The 14,967-nt window shown below is 59.8% G+C and carries 26 protein-coding genes; 7 read left to right on the top strand and 19 right to left on the bottom strand.

Annotated features, from left to right (window positions below; translation table 11 throughout):
• Positions 1–28: 28 nt before the first annotated feature.
• Positions 29–787: a hypothetical protein gene (locus tag NP534_RS02720; RefSeq protein WP_274097681.1), complete on the bottom strand. Its 759-nt coding sequence runs from the start codon at positions 785–787 to the stop codon at positions 29–31.
• 10 nt (positions 788–797) lie between these two features.
• Here NP534_RS02720 and NP534_RS02715 point away from each other — a divergent pair, with 10 nt between their 5' ends.
• Positions 798–1,148, top strand: a complete 351-nt coding sequence (locus NP534_RS02715) for a hypothetical protein (RefSeq protein ID WP_274097680.1) — start codon at positions 798–800, stop codon at positions 1,146–1,148.
• Here the strand turns inward: NP534_RS02715 and NP534_RS02710 are convergent.
• The 18 genes from NP534_RS02710 to NP534_RS02625 form a co-directional block, all read right to left on the bottom strand.
• Complete coding sequence (locus tag NP534_RS02710) at positions 1,145–1,666, bottom strand: hypothetical protein (RefSeq protein ID WP_274097679.1); 522 nt, start codon at positions 1,664–1,666, stop codon at positions 1,145–1,147. The genes NP534_RS02715 and NP534_RS02710 overlap by 4 nt on opposite strands.
• A gap of 247 nt (positions 1,667–1,913) precedes the next feature.
• Positions 1,914–2,426, bottom strand: coding sequence for a hypothetical protein (locus tag NP534_RS02705; protein WP_274097678.1), 513 nt, complete (start codon positions 2,424–2,426; stop codon positions 1,914–1,916).
• A gap of 8 nt (positions 2,427–2,434) precedes the next feature.
• A complete protein-coding gene (locus NP534_RS02700) occupies positions 2,435–3,052 on the bottom strand; it encodes a lambda exonuclease family protein (RefSeq protein WP_033696963.1) in 618 nt (205 codons plus the stop codon).
• Positions 3,036–3,797: an ERF family protein gene (locus NP534_RS02695; RefSeq protein ID WP_274097677.1), complete on the bottom strand. Its 762-nt coding sequence runs from the start codon at positions 3,795–3,797 to the stop codon at positions 3,036–3,038. Before NP534_RS02695 ends, NP534_RS02700 begins: the two co-directional genes overlap by 17 nt.
• A 10-nt stretch (positions 3,798–3,807) precedes the next feature.
• Positions 3,808–4,932 carry a hypothetical protein gene (locus NP534_RS02690; protein ID WP_274097676.1) on the bottom strand — a complete coding sequence of 375 codons (1,125 nt, stop codon included), beginning with the start codon at positions 4,930–4,932 and terminating at the stop codon, positions 3,808–3,810.
• A 395-nt stretch (positions 4,933–5,327) separates the two neighbouring features.
• Positions 5,328–5,549: a hypothetical protein gene (locus NP534_RS02685; RefSeq protein ID WP_274097675.1), complete on the bottom strand. Its 222-nt coding sequence runs from the start codon at positions 5,547–5,549 to the stop codon at positions 5,328–5,330.
• Complete coding sequence (locus tag NP534_RS02680) at positions 5,546–6,145, bottom strand: hypothetical protein (RefSeq protein WP_274097674.1); 600 nt, start codon at positions 6,143–6,145, stop codon at positions 5,546–5,548. Before NP534_RS02680 ends, NP534_RS02685 begins: the two co-directional genes overlap by 4 nt.
• The gene (locus tag NP534_RS02675; RefSeq protein ID WP_274097673.1) at positions 6,142–6,336 is read right to left on the bottom strand and encodes a hypothetical protein; all 195 of its coding nucleotides are present in this window, start codon (positions 6,334–6,336) and stop codon (positions 6,142–6,144) included. The genes NP534_RS02680 and NP534_RS02675 overlap by 4 nt, the downstream gene beginning before the upstream one ends.
• Positions 6,333–6,752, bottom strand: a complete 420-nt coding sequence (locus NP534_RS02670) for a hypothetical protein (protein ID WP_274097672.1) — start codon at positions 6,750–6,752, stop codon at positions 6,333–6,335. Before NP534_RS02670 ends, NP534_RS02675 begins: the two co-directional genes overlap by 4 nt.
• A 20-nt stretch (positions 6,753–6,772) precedes the next feature.
• Positions 6,773–6,994, bottom strand: a complete 222-nt coding sequence (locus NP534_RS02665; protein WP_274097671.1) for a DUF551 domain-containing protein — start codon at positions 6,992–6,994, stop codon at positions 6,773–6,775.
• A complete protein-coding gene (locus NP534_RS02660; protein WP_082438081.1) occupies positions 6,991–7,239 on the bottom strand; it encodes a hypothetical protein in 249 nt (82 codons plus the stop codon). Before NP534_RS02660 ends, NP534_RS02665 begins: the two co-directional genes overlap by 4 nt.
• 425 nt (positions 7,240–7,664) lie before the next feature.
• Positions 7,665–8,339: a polysaccharide lyase family 7 protein gene (locus NP534_RS02655; protein ID WP_274097670.1), complete on the bottom strand. Its 675-nt coding sequence runs from the start codon at positions 8,337–8,339 to the stop codon at positions 7,665–7,667.
• A gap of 164 nt (positions 8,340–8,503) precedes the next feature.
• Complete coding sequence (locus NP534_RS02650; protein ID WP_256805009.1) at positions 8,504–8,710, bottom strand: hypothetical protein; 207 nt, start codon at positions 8,708–8,710, stop codon at positions 8,504–8,506.
• A 418-nt stretch (positions 8,711–9,128) separates the two neighbouring features.
• Positions 9,129–9,332, bottom strand: coding sequence for a DUF1654 domain-containing protein (locus tag NP534_RS02645; protein ID WP_443201067.1), 204 nt, complete (start codon positions 9,330–9,332; stop codon positions 9,129–9,131).
• Positions 9,333–9,528: 196 nt separating this feature from the next.
• A complete protein-coding gene (locus tag NP534_RS02640; RefSeq protein ID WP_274097668.1) occupies positions 9,529–9,954 on the bottom strand; it encodes a hypothetical protein in 426 nt (141 codons plus the stop codon).
• Positions 9,955–10,057: 103 nt separating this feature from the next.
• Positions 10,058–10,996, bottom strand: a complete 939-nt coding sequence (locus tag NP534_RS02635) for a hypothetical protein (protein WP_274097667.1) — start codon at positions 10,994–10,996, stop codon at positions 10,058–10,060.
• An 84-nt stretch (positions 10,997–11,080) separates the two neighbouring features.
• Positions 11,081–11,323 (bottom strand): hypothetical protein, encoded by a 243-nt coding sequence (locus NP534_RS02630; RefSeq protein WP_274097666.1) that lies wholly within the window; start codon positions 11,321–11,323, stop codon positions 11,081–11,083.
• Between the two features lie 2 nt (positions 11,324–11,325).
• Positions 11,326–12,060, bottom strand: coding sequence for a S24 family peptidase (locus NP534_RS02625; RefSeq protein WP_274097665.1), 735 nt, complete (start codon positions 12,058–12,060; stop codon positions 11,326–11,328).
• Between the two features lie 102 nt (positions 12,061–12,162).
• Here NP534_RS02625 and NP534_RS02620 point away from each other — a divergent pair, with 102 nt between their 5' ends.
• Genes NP534_RS02620 through NP534_RS02595 form a run of 6 tightly spaced genes read left to right on the top strand, consistent with a single transcriptional unit; the run spans position 12,163 to position 14,963 of the window.
• Complete coding sequence (locus tag NP534_RS02620) at positions 12,163–12,396, top strand: hypothetical protein (protein WP_100414028.1); 234 nt, start codon at positions 12,163–12,165, stop codon at positions 12,394–12,396.
• Between the two features lie 2 nt (positions 12,397–12,398).
• Positions 12,399–12,710, top strand: coding sequence for a CII family transcriptional regulator (locus NP534_RS02615; protein WP_274097664.1), 312 nt, complete (start codon positions 12,399–12,401; stop codon positions 12,708–12,710).
• Between the two features lies 1 nt (position 12,711).
• The gene (locus NP534_RS02610; RefSeq protein ID WP_274097663.1) at positions 12,712–13,695 is read left to right on the top strand and encodes a phage replication protein; all 984 of its coding nucleotides are present in this window, start codon (positions 12,712–12,714) and stop codon (positions 13,693–13,695) included.
• Complete coding sequence (locus NP534_RS02605) at positions 13,685–14,494, top strand: hypothetical protein (RefSeq protein ID WP_274097662.1); 810 nt, start codon at positions 13,685–13,687, stop codon at positions 14,492–14,494. The genes NP534_RS02610 and NP534_RS02605 overlap by 11 nt, the downstream gene beginning before the upstream one ends.
• Positions 14,491–14,676: a DUF1382 family protein gene (locus NP534_RS02600; protein ID WP_274097661.1), complete on the top strand. Its 186-nt coding sequence runs from the start codon at positions 14,491–14,493 to the stop codon at positions 14,674–14,676. The genes NP534_RS02605 and NP534_RS02600 overlap by 4 nt, the downstream gene beginning before the upstream one ends.
• Complete coding sequence (locus NP534_RS02595; RefSeq protein ID WP_274097660.1) at positions 14,676–14,963, top strand: hypothetical protein; 288 nt, start codon at positions 14,676–14,678, stop codon at positions 14,961–14,963. The genes NP534_RS02600 and NP534_RS02595 overlap by 1 nt, the downstream gene beginning before the upstream one ends.
• Positions 14,964–14,967 lie beyond the last annotated feature (4 nt).

The following is a 14,967-nucleotide window of genomic DNA, read 5'->3' as shown; positions in this document are numbered from 1 at the left end:
GAACGCAATATCGGACGGATCCGAATGGTCAGGTCGATTTAGATTCGACCTGCTGCGCGACAATGACCTTGGCCGCATGGTTGATCAGGTACAGCCGATTGATCAGGCTTTCGCGCGGCTTGTCGATGGTGATCTCCCAGTAGTCGCAGCCCAGGCCCAGCTCTTCGTGGTGCTCGCTCATGAACATGCTGGCTTGCTCGACGTAACTGATGTCGTCGGCCTCGCTCAGGAGGTCATTCAGCGAGTCCCAGAAGTCGCGTCCGTCCCCTCCATATTCAATGGCTGCGAGACGCTCTTTAACCAGCCTCCGGAGCTCGTCCCAGCGCCCGGCCTCGTGGCGCCCGCCGTCGTTGCGCATCCACTCGGGCAGGGCGCTGTACTGGTCCCCGTCGACTTGCTCGCAGACCTGGCTGCATACGCCAGCCACCAGTGCCGCGCGGAAAGCTTGCTCGTCAAACTCACGCTCGCGGCAGTGCTCTTCAAGCTTCGAATGGATGTAGTAGTCGATGTCGTCACCGGCCAGGAACTCGATGCCGTAGGACAGGCCGACGTTGAAGGTCAGGCCGTCGATGTCACCGATCGTGGCGATTCCGAAGCGGGTGATCAGGATGTCGAATGCGTAGCTGGTGGTGCGCGGGGCCTTGCAACGCCATGCTTTCAGCTGGTCGGTGTCAGCAATGACGGTGTATTCGTGGTCTTTCAAGCACTCGGCGGCCCGCTCGCGGCGCTTGGCCTTTTCGGCTTTTCGCTGAGCGATCCATTCTTGGTGGCGTTGTTCGTCGTTCATGGCTTTCTCCATGCATGCGCCGCCCTCCGTGGCCGGATGCGGCATGGTGGCAATTTGGTTTGGGATGGGGTATTACGAACTTTCTAAATCAACTGCTTACGAGGGACGCATGAGCAAAACAATCACTGAGGCAGAACTGCATACGATCGATCTTGCTGGGTTCTGCGAGGCACTGCTGATTAGCGATCAGGAAGATAAGGTCGGTGTTCTGGCCTATGACTTTCGCCGGATGGCTCCGATGTGTGGACCGAATGGCGAGGGCCAACCGGTAGCAAACCAACTGAAGGTCCTGGTGGATGACCCTGACAACCATGAAACTCTCGCCCGTGTCGCGACGATATTAACCTCTCGCCTCGCTTAGTAGCACTCAGAAGGGCTTATCACTTCATCCCCAGGATCCTGCTGAATCATCAGCATGCTCTTCCGGTCGAAGGCCAGGGCCATGCGTGGCGATATACTGATCTGATGGCGGGGCGGTGTGATGAACTTCGCCCCGTGCCTCTCGCCCAGTGCGTGGACACCATGTATCAGCGCTTCCATCATTCGTCCAGGGTTGAGGTCTGCCCATCCGCAGATCGCGGCCAGGTGCTGGGAGGTGCGTAGGCGAGCGTTCAGACGTAGCACCTCACTGCGCGCCACAGATCGGTGAGCCTCGATTTCGTGGCGCGCGATCCTGAACAATGCGTGATGCCCGAGCGCTTCGATGTGATGAATCATCAGCGTCATCGCCTCACCCTGTTCCTCAATCCCGGCCCACTCCATCAGCTCCAGCAGGGCCTGTTTAGTCCCTGGTCGTACCTTCAAGCGCAGGTCTTCTTCCTGCAGGCGCTCGGCCTTGGCGCGGCGCTTCTCGTCCCGCTCTTGCTGAGTCATCGCCATACGGCACCTCCGTCAGGCCACTAGGCGGCAAGTGAGCCTGTTCCCGGCGCCGGTGGCGCTGGATTGCTCGTTTGAGTTTCATGGGATAGCTCCATATCGCAGTCGTGCCAGCCTCCCAGCCACCAGGCGCTGTCGACCGACATCTCGGGGTGAGGCTGATACGCCCGGCAGCGACCGGCAGCACGAGCGGTCCGACCTTGGTAGTAGGGGAGTGGGTGGATTTTTTCAGGCTTGACTCTCGGCATGGCTACCCCCGGCACCGCTGAAGCGGGAAGTTGATCCCGAATGCCGCCAGGATCCGCTCTAGCTTGCGATTTCCGATCCCCAGCTTTGCGGTTACGCGGCTCCGAGAATCACCGGCGTCACGGAGAGCGATGATCTGGTCGGCGAGCGCTCGATCTTCCTTCTCCTGATCGGCCGTGGACTTCGCCGGTTTGGCCGACCTGGGTGGAGAAAAGAACTTGAAGCCCTCCCGCGCCGCGACACCCCATAGCGCGCCCTTCGTTTCCCCAAGCAGATCCGCCACCTCACCGCAGGTCATGGTCTTGGCCAGCTCGGCGATCTTCGCGGCGCGGGTCCTGGCTTTGGTTACCTGCTGTCTTTCGGCCTTGCGTGCGGCGGGCCGGGCCGGCTTCTGCTTGGGCTCTGGATGCTTACGCTCAGGAAGCGGGCGGTAGGTGAATCCCTCCAGCACGACGAGCTGGCCACCAGAGGCAAAGAAGGCCGCTTGTGCGGCCTCCAGGTCTATTGATGGGTTCATGCTGCCCCCTATGCTGCGATGCCGAGCACCCGATTCATGCGCTCGTCGAGGATTTCGTAGAAGGTTTTCACGCGCTCCGAGAGCTTGCGGATCATCGCTTCGTCCCGGTAGGCGCGCTTCACGAACAGCGGCATGCCCGGCCAGTAGCAGATGAAGTCGATCCACTCGCGCTCGGACACCCACAGGCCGCCCTGGCACTGCGCTACGTGCTCTTTCGGGATCTCGCCGCCCAGGATCACGTCGACCTGCAGCTTCGGCAGCTTGGTTTTGATCTCGGTCAGGCCCTTTTCGCCTACCAGGGCATCTGGCGAGTAGCCGATGCCGTGATTGAGGATGATCCCCACCTCGGTCGTTTCGACCTCTTCGCTGTCGCGGTAGAGGTTGCGTGCAACGCACTCCAGTTCATGGCCGCGCTCGGTATGCCGATTTCCGCTGAACGGGTCCGCCGCTTCACCGGTGATGCGTTCGCCGATCAGCGTGTTCATGTAGGTGAAGGCGCCGGTACCGAATCCGGCCTCGCCCTTGCCGTTCACCAGCAGGCAGTCCAGCTCGCTGCAGGTGATGATGCCCAGGCGCAGGTCGAGCCAGGCCTGGGTGCCTTGTTCGATGTCACTGACTATCTGCATTTGCAGCCTCCGCAGCCTTGATGGCTTTGTTCAGTTGGGCGACCAGCAGGTCATGGCGGCCTTTCGGCACGCACTCGGCCGAACCGTATTCGCCGGTAAACCAGTCGTGGGTCTTCTGTGTGCAGCGGTCGAGCAGGGCGCTGATGCCGGCCGCCTGCACGCTGGTGACGTTGGCTGTCGGCACGGCGGCGTGGCCATCGTCGTCCTCGCCCCTGGTGGTGAGGTTGAGCAGGGCGCTCATCACGTACCGCTTGCCGTAGCTGGTGGACGACCCGACCGCCTGGACGGCGTTCTTGCTGCCGCTGGTGTCGAGCGGTAACAGCATGGTGGTGCTTTCTCGGTGCCCGGCCCGGTGCATCAGGATGCCGGTGACGCTGAGGCCGGCGGGCACGTTCTCGACCTTGAAGGTGATGGCGAAGCCGTGGGCCTGCATGATCGGCTTGATGACGTCGTTGATGTCTTCGAAGGTGGCGTAGTCGCTGCGCTTCTGGCCATTCACGACGATCGCGCCGCGCTCGGCGATGCTGGGGATGTCGCTCTGCATGGCAGCCATGGCCGCGTTGAATTCAGCCTCGGCGTCGCGGGCTTGCATGCGCTCGTACATCGCCATCAGGCGCTCGAGCTTGTCGATGTCGCAGGTGGGGTCGGTGGCTGCCCGGCTGATTACGGCCAGGATGCTGCTGTCGGCCTGGGCAGGCGCGGCCACCTGGCGGCGTTGCTCAGGCACGATAATGGTGCTGCTCATGGCGGCTACCTCAGAAATTGATGGTGATGTTCGGGACTTCGCGGCGGGCGATCTTGAGTACGATGGCCTTGGCCAGCTCTTCGGTGATGTTCATCGACATCAGGACCTCTTTGGCCTCGCCCATGATCTTGATCTTGTGTGCTTGGTCGCGCTCACGAGCCTGCTGTTGGCGCAGGATCTCGGCAGCTGCCTCATCAGCGCGGCGGCGTTCGTCCTGGCGCGCCTGCTCTGCTGCTTCCTCTTGCCGGCGCGCGGCGTCTTGGCGCTCCTGCTCCATTCGCTGCTCGGTGGCGACGCGGTCGGCTTCGGCCTGAATCCGGGCGCGCTCCGCTTGCTCGGCCTGCAACTTGAGCTGCAGGCGCTGGTTCTCGGCTTCGCGCTCTTGAGCGGCGGCCTGTTCGATCAGCTCCTGCTCGCGGCGGGCAGCGGCTTCTCGCGCCGCCTGCTGTTCCTGGGCCACGCGCTGGCGCTCCAGCTCGACAGCGGCTTCCTGTGCCACCCGGATGCGGTCTTGCTCGGCGCGCTCTTCAGCCTCGCGGCGCAGGCGGGCCAGTTCGGCTTGCTCCGCCTCGAACTGCTCGCGCTTCTGGAGGGCTGCCCGCAAGCTGGTCAGCACCTTATCCTTGGTGTTTGCCGCTTCTGCCTCGAATTCCTCCCAGTGAGCCCCCAGTTGCATGCCTTCGGCTTCGGCAATCAGGCCTTTGAGTTGCAGGGAGTTCAGTTCGCCCAGGTCGTCGGCCAGAGTCTTAAGCCAGTTCAGGCGGTCGTTGTGTCGGTCGATCCGCGCATCCTCGGCGGCTTCCCACTCGGTCAGGGGCCGGCGCGTCTCGTCCCGCAGCGTGTCCATCTTGGTCACGAAGTCGCGAAGCTCGGCCTCGACCACCTTCGGCATTTCCTTCAGGCGGCGCAGATAGTCGCGACCCGGCTTCTCGACAGCGGTCTTCGACTTGCTGACCTTGGCGGCCAGGCTGGCGATGCGTTCGCGGCCCTTGCGGGTGGTGAGGTCGGGCACTTCGCCTTCGACCTCGCCCTTCACCAGGTCGATGAATTGCTTCAGGCCGCCGGCCACGTAGATGGCTGGGGCGTTCTCTTCGCTGATCTGCTCGATCGTGATCAGTTGCTGTTGTGCGGACATGCGAAACTCCCGCGCCTCCATGCGGTGGGCGCTGATTAAATGGTTATTGGGTGATGGTGCCGGCCAAAGCGCTCAGGAGGAGCCAGCCGGTGCAGAAGGTGAGGGCGATGAAGCTGCCGCGCAAAGTTGCGATGCGGCGGGCACGCTGGTAGCTGGTCATTCATAACCTCTGGCTTCATCAGCCCAGGCTTTGCAAGATGCGATGTGAGCCAAATATCTTTTGTTCCGACGCTTCTCTTCGGCGCTCATACAGCGCAAACAGTTTTTGCATGTCACGTTGCCCCGAATACCAGTTTCTTGGATTTCGTAGCCCTCGATTCGACATGCTGTCGAGCACTCGCAGTCATCGCTCGCTGCGCAGTGATGCTCGACCAGGTGCACAGCCTTGAAGCGGCTCAAGAACGAACCTCATACCCGACCGTCCACTCGCCGCACATCCACCAGCTGCGGGTGATTGCCTCGGGGTTCTCGATGAAAGCCTCAGCTGCGGCTCTCTTGGCATCGAACAGCGTCGGCCCTTTGAACAGCATCAGCACCCGGTCGGCCGGGATGGCCTGAGTCTCGGGCAGTTCGGCTATCTGCTCGTCGATGAGCGTGGTGATGAGTGGCGTGGTCATGATGCCTCCTGCTTGCGGTAGCCGGCGTCGATCATGGCCTCTACAGCGGCGGCGAGAATGTTTCCGCGCACCAGGTCATTCGGGAAATGCACCTTAGAGTTGATCGCCGTCAGCGCATTACGAATCTCGTGCAAGCGCTTATCGGCCGCAATCTGCTCGGGCGTGCGGATGGGGCGGAAACAGCCGAAGTTTCCCTGTTCAACTTGCACCATTCCGCGACCTGGGTTTTCAGGATCGAACGTAAAGGCTGCCAGCTTGAAGTCGCCGCTCTTGAAATGAGCGATGATTGTTACGTGCATACCCTCTCGCAGATCTTTGTCGAAGGGGTCGTCAGGGCATGGCGTTCCGCCTGCGAACTCGCAAACGGTGCCAACCGGAGGGAGGCCTTCGCCGCTCCATTGCTCGGGCCTGGCAGAAAGGCTGGATACCTTCGGGAATACGCAGCTGTCCGTGGCGTCTCTCCACATGCTGCCATCCTCGGTGTAGGAAATGATCTGCTCCTCCTCAACCTTGTACCAGGCGGAGAAGTAGAAATCGTTTTCAAGCCCGAAGTGCGTAGCGCCATCAGGCGCCTTGCTCCAATCAATCTCGCTCACGCGACCTCCTTGCGCCCATCAACGATCTTGTTGAGGCGCCCGCAGTAGTGGTTGAACTCTTCGATGGTGATGCGCTGGTCGGCCAGCATTTCGGTGAGGAGCTTGAGGACCATGGCCTGCCAGGACTTCGGGGTCGCTGGGTCGGCCATAGCGTCGAGCTCTTCGTCGATCAGAACGTGTGGGCTTCTCACTGCGCCTCCTCGGCCTGGGCCAGAACTCCTTGCTCAGCAAAGGGAGCCAGCAGCTCTGCAGCGATTTGGCGCAACGCTGCGTCAGGATCGGCCACCGAAAGCAGCTTGTGCGTGCTCGTCTGAGCGTCTGCCCCATTCCGGCGGTGACCGTCCAGCACCAGGTGCCCCAGTGCAGAGTTGCTGCGAGACTGGGCAAGCTGGTCCATGGCGAACTCGTCCACGGCCAAGGCGAAGCGCTCGTAGGTCACGCCTTGCTGCGGTCGCATACGGCGCTGGAACAAGAAGTCAGAGCCCCGCATAAGCTGGTCGATGCCTTCCTCGATCCAGTGGCGTTCTGCGCTCTCCTGGGGCGTTTCACTCACCTCAGGAGGCATCCGGTTGTCGTACTCAAACTGTTCTGCTCGAAGTGCGCCCATGTTCGCCTCCAGGTGGTGGGTTACTCGGTGGGTGGGGTGAGGTGTGGCTGCCAGTGCGTCACGCGGTGCTCGAAACGTGAGCCATCGCCATAACGCCAGTCGATTCCGTTCCAGTAGAGGAAGCGGGCACCGTTGAAGGCGCTCTGTGCTTTTCGTGCTGGTGTGTAGGCGATAACCCAGGCCTTGCCGCCACCCTTTGGCAGCTCAGGCATGCGCTCAGAGCACTTGATCCAGCCGCTCATGGCTTCACCCGGGCGGCGAGCATGGCGTCGGCCAGCTTGTAAGCTGTGCTTGCGGTTTCGTTCTCACACCCTCCCATGCCCAGTAAGCACGGAGCACCGGAAGTGGATATAAGCCCCTGCAACGCCTTGGCTGCAAAGTAGTCACGCAGCTCCATACCCATGAAGCGGTCAGCCTGACCCTCCCCGAAAAGAGTTGTTGCAGCCTCTGGCGCAGGGAAGGCCGGGCCTCCAGTCATTGTGCTCATGATGTGAACCTCGGTAGCCAACCGCATTGGCCAGGAGCCAGGCGCGGGTGACCAAACCCACCGTGAAAGGTGGCCTGGCGCCTGCCGATGCGGTCGTTTTGAAGGGAAGGGTGCAGGCGGTGAGCGCTACCTCACATGCATCTGGTCTGGCCGGGTAGGCCCCGGATTCGCCTGCGTGTACGTCAATTAATGTTTGCTACGGTGAGCCTTATCTTTCGTAAGGTTCACCGTGATACGCTTTAAATCGATGAAAACTGCATCGGTGATCCACACTCCGGGGCAAACCGGGTGACCGGACGCCTCACCAAAGGGCGAGACGCTACCCAGGCTCACAATTCGCGGCGATCAACTCGCGTTCAATGTGGATCACCGATGCAGTCTGCGATGGGGAGCAGGGCATCGGCCGTCTTTCCGGCTGTAATGGGTCAGCGATGTGTCAACGAGAGGATGCTGATAATGCAGATCGACCCATCTTCAGCCGGCGTGGCATCCGTGTAATCGACCTGGTTGTAAACGCCACCGTGGAAGTTCAACAGCGATGAGCGCCATGAGTCATCCAGCTCCAGGCGACCAGACGACTCTGCATCGCCATCGCACTCGGCTGTCACGGTCAAAGCGCCCGAGGCCAGCACGCGGATAGTGATTTTGAACTTTGCACCGAGGGGCACGCCTTTGAGCAGCGTCGTGTTGATTGGGGTGGCCTGATTGAATGTCTGCCGGAACCCTAGGGTAATGTTCCCTTTGCTCCAGAAGACCTTCACCGGTGGGCTGTCGTCGTTCTTCACGTGCAACTGCGAGATCACCACTTTCTGCGCGGAGTTGACCTTCGTGAGTGTCATCTCCTGCATGTTGATGTGTTCGGCCGCGCTTGCCAGAGCCCAGTACACCGGCTCTTTCCACTCGCACCGCGTGCGGTGTGTGCTCTTGCTCGATGCACCTTTCGTTGGGGCTGAAAACTGTACTGATCCGCTGGAGAGGACAGTGACGACACTGGGGAGCTGAGCGATCGCCTCGGCGCCGCTGAGCTCCAGTGCTACAGGATTGGTGAAGGAAGTAGCTACGGGAGTGGTTATCGTCAGGTTGTTGATGTTTACGGTCATTGGCACTTCTCCTGATGGTGATAGGGGGAAGGGTGTCAGCCCAGTACGGACTGCGGCTCGGTTGCCGTCGAACCGTTCAGCTTTTTCAGTTGCGAGCTTGGTTGGCTCACATGCCGGTGATTTCCCGTCTGGCCCTGTCGCCAAGGCCAGCCAGTGAAATCTGGTCACGCATACATCTGCACCGTGACATAGCCGTTGCTGGCCACGACGTGCTCCCAGCGGTTGAAGTAAACGATGCCGCCGAACTTGTTGATCGCAGCCTGCTTGACCTGCTGCACGACCGATTCAACAGGCTCTCCTTGGTCGGGAAGAGCAAGCCATTCCAAGTGCTTGCCGTTGCTGAGGTGATTGTCGATGTAGAACTGAGCCATCCCTGTTTCCTCCAGTTGATTTCCAATGCCGGCTCAGTGAACCGGCATCAGTAAATCGTTCTGTCCCATTACCGCCGGGGTGGCGGGGCGCATTGCATGCCGGGTCTTTCGTGCCTACTGGGCGTAACGGTTCGAGCCTTTCGCTCTCGATCAGCCGTACAGGGTTCTCCCTGTCGTGGGCAGCCTTTCGGGGCTGTCTGATCGCCGGTCGCCGGTAGAGGCAATGCGGTCTGTTGGTTGTTGCGCTGGTTGTTAAAGAGCGGTGAGGCTTGAGGGTCTCCCGAGGGGCTGTGTAACTGCCGTCTCGATGGAGCAAAGTTACCGCACGGTAATAATTCAAGTCAATACCGTTAGGTAATAAATTTTCTCGCGCCCACAAAAAAGCCCGCACAAGGCGGGCAAGGGAGGGAGCTTGAAATTAGTCTTCGGCGGGCACGGTCCAGGTCAGCAGCACCGATCCGTCGTCGCGGTGGCCGAGCGTCACGTTGTCGTTCTCGGCCACCTCATCCAGGAAGCGCTCCCAGTCGTGAGTCGACTCGTGGGGTTCCTTGGATATCACCGCCGACTTCGCCTTCTGCGCAGTCGGCGAGTTGATGACCTTCTGAATGCGGGATCCCATCATTTCGTAGAGCGTGGGTGGGGTAGGGGCTTTGGATTTCGATTGCTGCTTGGCCATGGCGTAGCGCTCAATTACTGTATGGATGAACAGTAATTTATCTGGAGGTAGCTGGCAATACTGGATGGAGCACATTTGTGCTCTTTGCGTTGGCAGGCACAAAAAAGCCCGCGCTAGGCGAGCTCATCGGTGGCTTTTAGGGCTACAAGGAATCGATCTGCGCCTTCAGCTGGTTCGCTGAAAGCTCATACTGGCGTTCGTAGAGATCACGATCGTCTTCAATAAGGTGGTCCAGGTAGCCGAGCCATGATACGTACATGTCAGCCAGTTCTCTTTTCAGGGATGGACGAAGATCGACCTCTGCCCTGTACAAGGCTTTTCCCTTCTCTTTAGCGTCATCGACACACGTGCGCACTACGCTTAGCCGCTGATGAAAGGCATCAGACCAGCCCTTACTGCCCTCGCCATGCTTCCTTTCAGCATCCCAAACCTTGGTCTGCTGCTCAATCGCATCAATGCTGCAGATGGCCGGAAGGCCGGCCATTTTTTCAATGTACGTCGGCTCGGCGGAGGCCACGCTTGACCAGAGGAGGGTAATCGACAGAGTCGCCTGCAGGACCTTACGCATCATTGCTCTTCCTGAGAAAACTCAATCCTACCACTCTGGCTATCAGCCATCACGCGGGCATGAAAAAGCCCGCCGAGGCGGGCTAGCGCGTATCGAGAGCGAATTACTCGCGCTGGAAATTCATCTTTAATTGCGCAGCTGCCTTGCGGTGCTCCAATACTTTGAGGACGGTATACTCGGTCTTGAACGTTTCGCCAGAAACCGACTGGACTCTGCGAACCTTCGCTTTGAGGATATCGCCTTTGGTGAAGCTGGCGGCGCTCGCGGCTACCTGCGATGCAAAGGCTTCGTCGAGCATGTCTGCATAGAAAACGCTCGCGCCATCGTTGAATCGCCATTTGTTGCCATCTTGAAACGAGATGCTCACGATCTGCAGGTTAACCTCGAACTCGTTATCGGCAAGCAGCTCGGATTCAGGCTCTGGAGTCTTGAAATAGGGGCGTTCGGCTCGCGTGATCTCAATGAAACGCTCAGTTTGCTTGAGGTTGGTGACTGCGAAAGTGTCGATTCCTTCGCTTTCGAGCGGTTTTAACACTCCCTCTAGAGCCTGGCGCACACGGAACTGTCGGTAAAGTCGGAGAATCTTCTCCTCCGTCTCGATTGCTCCATCGTCCATGACGACCCTGACCTTTCCGTTATCCAGAAGCACGACCTGGTTGATGCGCCTGCCTCTGATTTTCTTGATGAGCAGGAGTAGGCCACCGACGCCTGCCACAATGTTTCCGACATTGTCCTGAATTAGGCCAAGCCATTCCAGCAGCTCCTTGGCACTGGAAACCGAGTCATGGGAAAACAGGCTGTGGGCTTGCTGCAGCAGGGATTGGATGACCTCAAACTCGATGCCAAAGCACCCGGTCTTGAAGGTGGCTTTCACCTGCACAGAAACCTGGGCCCGACCATCGTTGATGACCGAATTTGCCTCTTCGAGCAGTGTGCCTAAGGCCAAAAGTGCAGGCGCAAGCTCTCTAACGTCCATCTCACTGTTCGCGAGGGCCGGGCCATCATAGAGTACGTTGAAGGATGCTTTGCTCATGTCTTCCATTGTTGCTTCCATGCGTCGTTCTGTCTATTCATGCGTACAACGGTTTGTCTGGGTGGCTGAAGGCCATCATTCTACCTGAGGCGGCTACTGTCCATCAGTGCCCCGCCGAATCCACCCAACCTTCACCTCATCCCCATACCCCACCAACCGATCCTCCCCAGCCTGCATCACCTGGCAGATCCTGATCACTGCCTGGGCGTCGTGCTCGTTTCCGGTCTGGCTCAGTCGCTCGGCAATCCGCATCAGCTCAACCGCCGACCACTTCAGGTCAGAGGCCAGGCCTTGAAGGTCGCGGCGTAGTTCTTGGTTGGTCTTGGTTAGGGGCATGGCTAGAAGCTCCTGCCGGTCCACCAATAGATGATCTGCGCCAGGACGGTGATGTCAGCCTCACGATCACCTGGCACCTCGATCGGTGGGTACTGTCCATTGTCCGAAATGATCGTCAGCCCATCCAGACCGCGTTGAATCCGCTTGATCTGGAGCTTTCCACGCATGAGGAAGAAGTAGATGGCGTCGTCCTCGACCGTGGTTACCCCGGCGTCAACCAGCACAGCATCCCCGCTGCGGATCGTAGGCGCCATGCTGTCGCCCCGGCCTGAGATCAGCTTCAGGTTCTCCAGCTTGGTATAGGTCAGGTTCTGCCGTACCCAATTCGCATCCAGGCTCATGTGCTCAACGACCATATTGATATCGGGCGGCTCCAAGCCTGGGCCCATGGATCCCTCAACGTCGTAGCGGGGCACATCCACCAGACTGCGGTAGCTTTTGATCTTCTGGGCTAGCGGGGCGGGCAGGCCTTCGATGCTGATAGTTTCTGAATTCAACTCAAGGGGTGTATCGAGGCCATATCGCGGCAGCTCAAACGCCTGCTCAATCTCCCTGGCGAACCCCTCGCCTATGGTCTTCGAGCCTGGGCTTTCAGGTGACGCAAGGCACCGGGATATGAAGTTCTGAGGCTTCCCGAGCTTAACAGCCAAGCGCGACTGAGCCCCACGGACGCCAGCGCCGTATTCCCGATCCATCAATTTCTGCAGGTTGTGCCTGCGCACGTCACGTAATTCCATTGCGCGATTCTCTATGGCCATTACTTTTCGGTAAATGACCGTGTGGTATTGATAAAATGTTACCGAGCGGTAATAATCTGCGTATCACAGAGGAGATTCGTGATGCGAACCAAGCACACCAAGTTGTTGGAGTGGCTGAAGACCGCCTCGGACGCGGACGTCGAGAAGACCGGCACCAGTCGCGGGTACCTGAAGCAAATTGCATATGGCAACAAGCAGGCGTCGGCGATGCTGGCCTCTTCCCTTGAGCGCGTGAGCCACGGGCTTTTGACCCGTAAGTCCCTGCGCCCAGAGGACTGGGACGTGATTTGGCCTGAGCTGCAGTGGGTGGCCTGATCATGTCTGAGAGCCAATTAAGCCTCAGCGAAGACGATATCGCCCGAGAGATCGAGACCCTGATATTGCAGCGCGTTGCACGGGTCAGCCAAAAGCGCATTGCCCTGGAAACGGGTTGCAGCGAGTCGACCGTTTCACGGTGGAATGACGGTGAGTACCAGCGCTGGGCGAAAGTTCAGGCGATGCTGGGGCTTCGTGTTGTTCCGCAGACTGCCGTAGTCGTAACGGCAGAGTACCTGTCCGCCTTGGAAACAATGGCCAGGATCGGGCTCAAGGCCGAGAAGAAGCGGCCCGGCCCGCTGGGGTGGGACTGACATGCAATTCACCGTCACGATCAACCAGGCGAAGGCGCTGGACTGGGGATTGAATGCCCAGCAAGCACTGCTGTTCGCGTTCGTCTACGAGTGCCCAAGCTGGGCCAAGTTGGTCAAGACGGACAAAGGCGATTTCTACGCCTTGAGTAAGGCGAAAATCGTAGAGGAACTGCCGCTACTCACCGACAAGCCGGATACCGCGTATCGACTTCTGAAGGCAATTGCAGGTGCCGGCCTGATCAACCTTTCCAGCACCAACAACATCACGCTGGTGCAGCTCACTGCCAAGGGAAAGGAGTGGAACAAGAAGCTGGACGGGTCGGAAAAATATCCGACCAAGAAAGAGAAGGTCGGAAAAATATCCGATCCATTACCTCGGAAAAAAATCCGATCAGGGTCGGAAAAATATCCGAGCAAGGTCGGAAAAATATCCGATCCAGGGTCGGAAAAATCTCCGACAAATCAGGATACCAGTAATCAGGATACCAATCAGGGTACCTGTCACAGCTTGCAGGGCGCCCCGGCTGCGCCGTCGCAACCTGCTGGCCTGGTCATGGTTTCGTCCGGTGCGCCTCGCTGCGAAATCCCCGCCGACATGCCAGGCCCGAAAGACCAAGCCTGCAAAACCTTCAAGGCCTGGGCCAACTACGCCATGGCCTACCGGAAGCGCTACGGCGCGTGGCCGGTGTGGAACGCCAAGGTTGGTGGCCAGCTTGGCCAACTGATCGATCGTCTCGGGATCGACGTTGCACACCACGTCGCCGCCTACTTCGTCGCCATCAACGACAGCAAGCTGGTCAACAAGCTCCACAGCCTGGGCGATCTGCTCCAGAACGCCGAGGCCTACCACACCCAGTGGGTCACCAATCGCCAGATGACGGGCACCACCGCCCGCCAGATCGAGCAAACCCAAGCCAACTTCAGCGCTGCCGAGCAGGCCCTTGAAGCGCTGCGAGCCAAGAGGGCTGCAACCCATGTTGAGTGAAGACCAGCAAGACCAACTGCTGCTGTCCCTGTTCGCCACAGCCGAGGTAATGGGTCAGCAGCTCACCCAAGGCGCCGCACTGCTGATGGTCGAGGACCTGCGTGAGCACAGCGAGGGCGTGCTGACCAATGCGCTCCGCACTTGCCGCCGTGAAAGTGGTCGCCTGACTGTAGCGGCGATCCTCAAGCACGCGCAGGCCGCTGATGGACACCCAGGCAAAGACGAAGCCTGGGCCATTGCGCTGTCTGCCAGCGATGAAAGCGAAACGGTGGTGATGACTGCCGAGATCCGCCAGGCCATGGCCGCTTCCGGGCCTGTGCTGGAGGCTGGCGACAAGGTCGGCGCCCGTATGGCCTTCATGAGTGCCTACGAGCGGCTGGTTATCGCCGCCAGGGCTGAGGCGCTCCCAGCCAAGTGGGAAGTATCCCTTGGCTATGACCAGGCGCGTCGAGTGATCGCCATCGAATCGGCGGTGCGCTCGAAGCTGATCAGCCAAGAGGCGGGAGCCAAGCATCTAGCGCACCTGCGAATTGCTGCTCCCACTGAGGATGGCCGCGCCATCGCAGGGCTGATCACTGGTGAGGTGCGAGCTAAGGCCAGTCCCAAGGTGCGCGAAAAGCTCGCTGAGGTGCGCTGCATCATCGAGGCCGCCCAGGCCAAGAAGGACCAAGCGCGCGCGAAGGAGGTCCAGCGTCGCCGCGTCGATACCTACCTACGCAAGCGGCAGACACGCGCTGCCATTGCTCAGTTGAACATCAAGCGCGCCGGGCAGCCGGCCGGGGAGGGGGTGAATCCATGATGCGCGCAACTCCAGTATCAATGCGCCGAGCCCTCGAGGCTGCGCGAACCTACGCCGAGCACGGAATTCTGTTTGTGCCGATGCCTGTGTTCAACGAAGCCGATCAGTCCGACCTGGTGCGTCAGGTGGATGAGCGCCTAGAGCGAATGGCCGCCATGGCTGAAGCCGAGGAGAAGCACTGATGGACACCAACAAGATGCGCGACATCGTGCGCGAGCAGTTCGAGGCGACCTGGGCCGATGTCATGCGCGGGGATGAGCCGCCGCCAGGCAGAAAGCCTACGCGTAGCCGTATTGACCCAGAAAAATATGCAGGCGATGCGGCGCAGTTTGCATGGCGGTGGTGGCAACGATCCCGCGAGGCCGTGGTTATCGACCTGACGCCGGCAATGATCCCTGGAGGCGGATACCTCGAAGATCAGAATGCCATTGCGGCCATCGAGGCCCAAGGCCTGCGGGTGGCGCCATGAGCAA

Source organism: Pseudomonas sp. 39004, assembly GCF_028682155.1.
GTDB classification, from domain to species: domain Bacteria; phylum Pseudomonadota; class Gammaproteobacteria; order Pseudomonadales; family Pseudomonadaceae; genus Aquipseudomonas; species Aquipseudomonas capeferrum.
This window is presented reverse-complemented; position numbering and strand designations above follow the sequence as displayed.

Coding starts and splice junctions, on each gene's coding strand:
- NP534_RS02720 (WP_274097681.1), bottom strand. CDS start 787: ATGAACGACGAACAACGCCACCAAGAATGGATCGCTCAGCGAAAAGCC.
- NP534_RS02715 (WP_274097680.1), top strand. CDS start 798: ATGCATGCGCCGCCCTCCGTGGCCGGATGCGGCATGGTGGCAATTTGG.
- NP534_RS02710 (WP_274097679.1), bottom strand. CDS start 1,666: ATGGCGATGACTCAGCAAGAGCGGGACGAGAAGCGCCGCGCCAAGGCC.
- NP534_RS02705 (WP_274097678.1), bottom strand. CDS start 2,426: ATGAACCCATCAATAGACCTGGAGGCCGCACAAGCGGCCTTCTTTGCC.
- NP534_RS02700 (WP_033696963.1), bottom strand. CDS start 3,052: ATGCAGATAGTCAGTGACATCGAACAAGGCACCCAGGCCTGGCTCGAC.
- NP534_RS02695 (WP_274097677.1), bottom strand. CDS start 3,797: ATGAGCAGCACCATTATCGTGCCTGAGCAACGCCGCCAGGTGGCCGCG.
- NP534_RS02690 (WP_274097676.1), bottom strand. CDS start 4,932: ATGTCCGCACAACAGCAACTGATCACGATCGAGCAGATCAGCGAAGAG.
- NP534_RS02685 (WP_274097675.1), bottom strand. CDS start 5,549: ATGACCACGCCACTCATCACCACGCTCATCGACGAGCAGATAGCCGAA.
- NP534_RS02670 (WP_274097672.1), bottom strand. CDS start 6,752: ATGGGCGCACTTCGAGCAGAACAGTTTGAGTACGACAACCGGATGCCT.
- NP534_RS02665 (WP_274097671.1), bottom strand. CDS start 6,994: ATGAGCGGCTGGATCAAGTGCTCTGAGCGCATGCCTGAGCTGCCAAAG.
- NP534_RS02660 (WP_082438081.1), bottom strand. CDS start 7,239: ATGAGCACAATGACTGGAGGCCCGGCCTTCCCTGCGCCAGAGGCTGCA.
- NP534_RS02655 (WP_274097670.1), bottom strand. CDS start 8,339: ATGACCGTAAACATCAACAACCTGACGATAACCACTCCCGTAGCTACT.
- NP534_RS02650 (WP_256805009.1), bottom strand. CDS start 8,710: ATGGCTCAGTTCTACATCGACAATCACCTCAGCAACGGCAAGCACTTG.
- NP534_RS02645 (WP_443201067.1), bottom strand. CDS start 9,332: ATGATGGGATCCCGCATTCAGAAGGTCATCAACTCGCCGACTGCGCAG.
- NP534_RS02640 (WP_274097668.1), bottom strand. CDS start 9,954: ATGCGTAAGGTCCTGCAGGCGACTCTGTCGATTACCCTCCTCTGGTCA.
- NP534_RS02635 (WP_274097667.1), bottom strand. CDS start 10,996: ATGGAAGACATGAGCAAAGCATCCTTCAACGTACTCTATGATGGCCCG.
- NP534_RS02630 (WP_274097666.1), bottom strand. CDS start 11,323: ATGCCCCTAACCAAGACCAACCAAGAACTACGCCGCGACCTTCAAGGC.
- NP534_RS02625 (WP_274097665.1), bottom strand. CDS start 12,060: ATGGAATTACGTGACGTGCGCAGGCACAACCTGCAGAAATTGATGGAT.
- NP534_RS02620 (WP_100414028.1), top strand. CDS start 12,163: ATGCGAACCAAGCACACCAAGTTGTTGGAGTGGCTGAAGACCGCCTCG.
- NP534_RS02615 (WP_274097664.1), top strand. CDS start 12,399: ATGTCTGAGAGCCAATTAAGCCTCAGCGAAGACGATATCGCCCGAGAG.
- NP534_RS02610 (WP_274097663.1), top strand. CDS start 12,712: ATGCAATTCACCGTCACGATCAACCAGGCGAAGGCGCTGGACTGGGGA.
- NP534_RS02605 (WP_274097662.1), top strand. CDS start 13,685: ATGTTGAGTGAAGACCAGCAAGACCAACTGCTGCTGTCCCTGTTCGCC.
- NP534_RS02600 (WP_274097661.1), top strand. CDS start 14,491: ATGATGCGCGCAACTCCAGTATCAATGCGCCGAGCCCTCGAGGCTGCG.
- NP534_RS02595 (WP_274097660.1), top strand. CDS start 14,676: ATGGACACCAACAAGATGCGCGACATCGTGCGCGAGCAGTTCGAGGCG.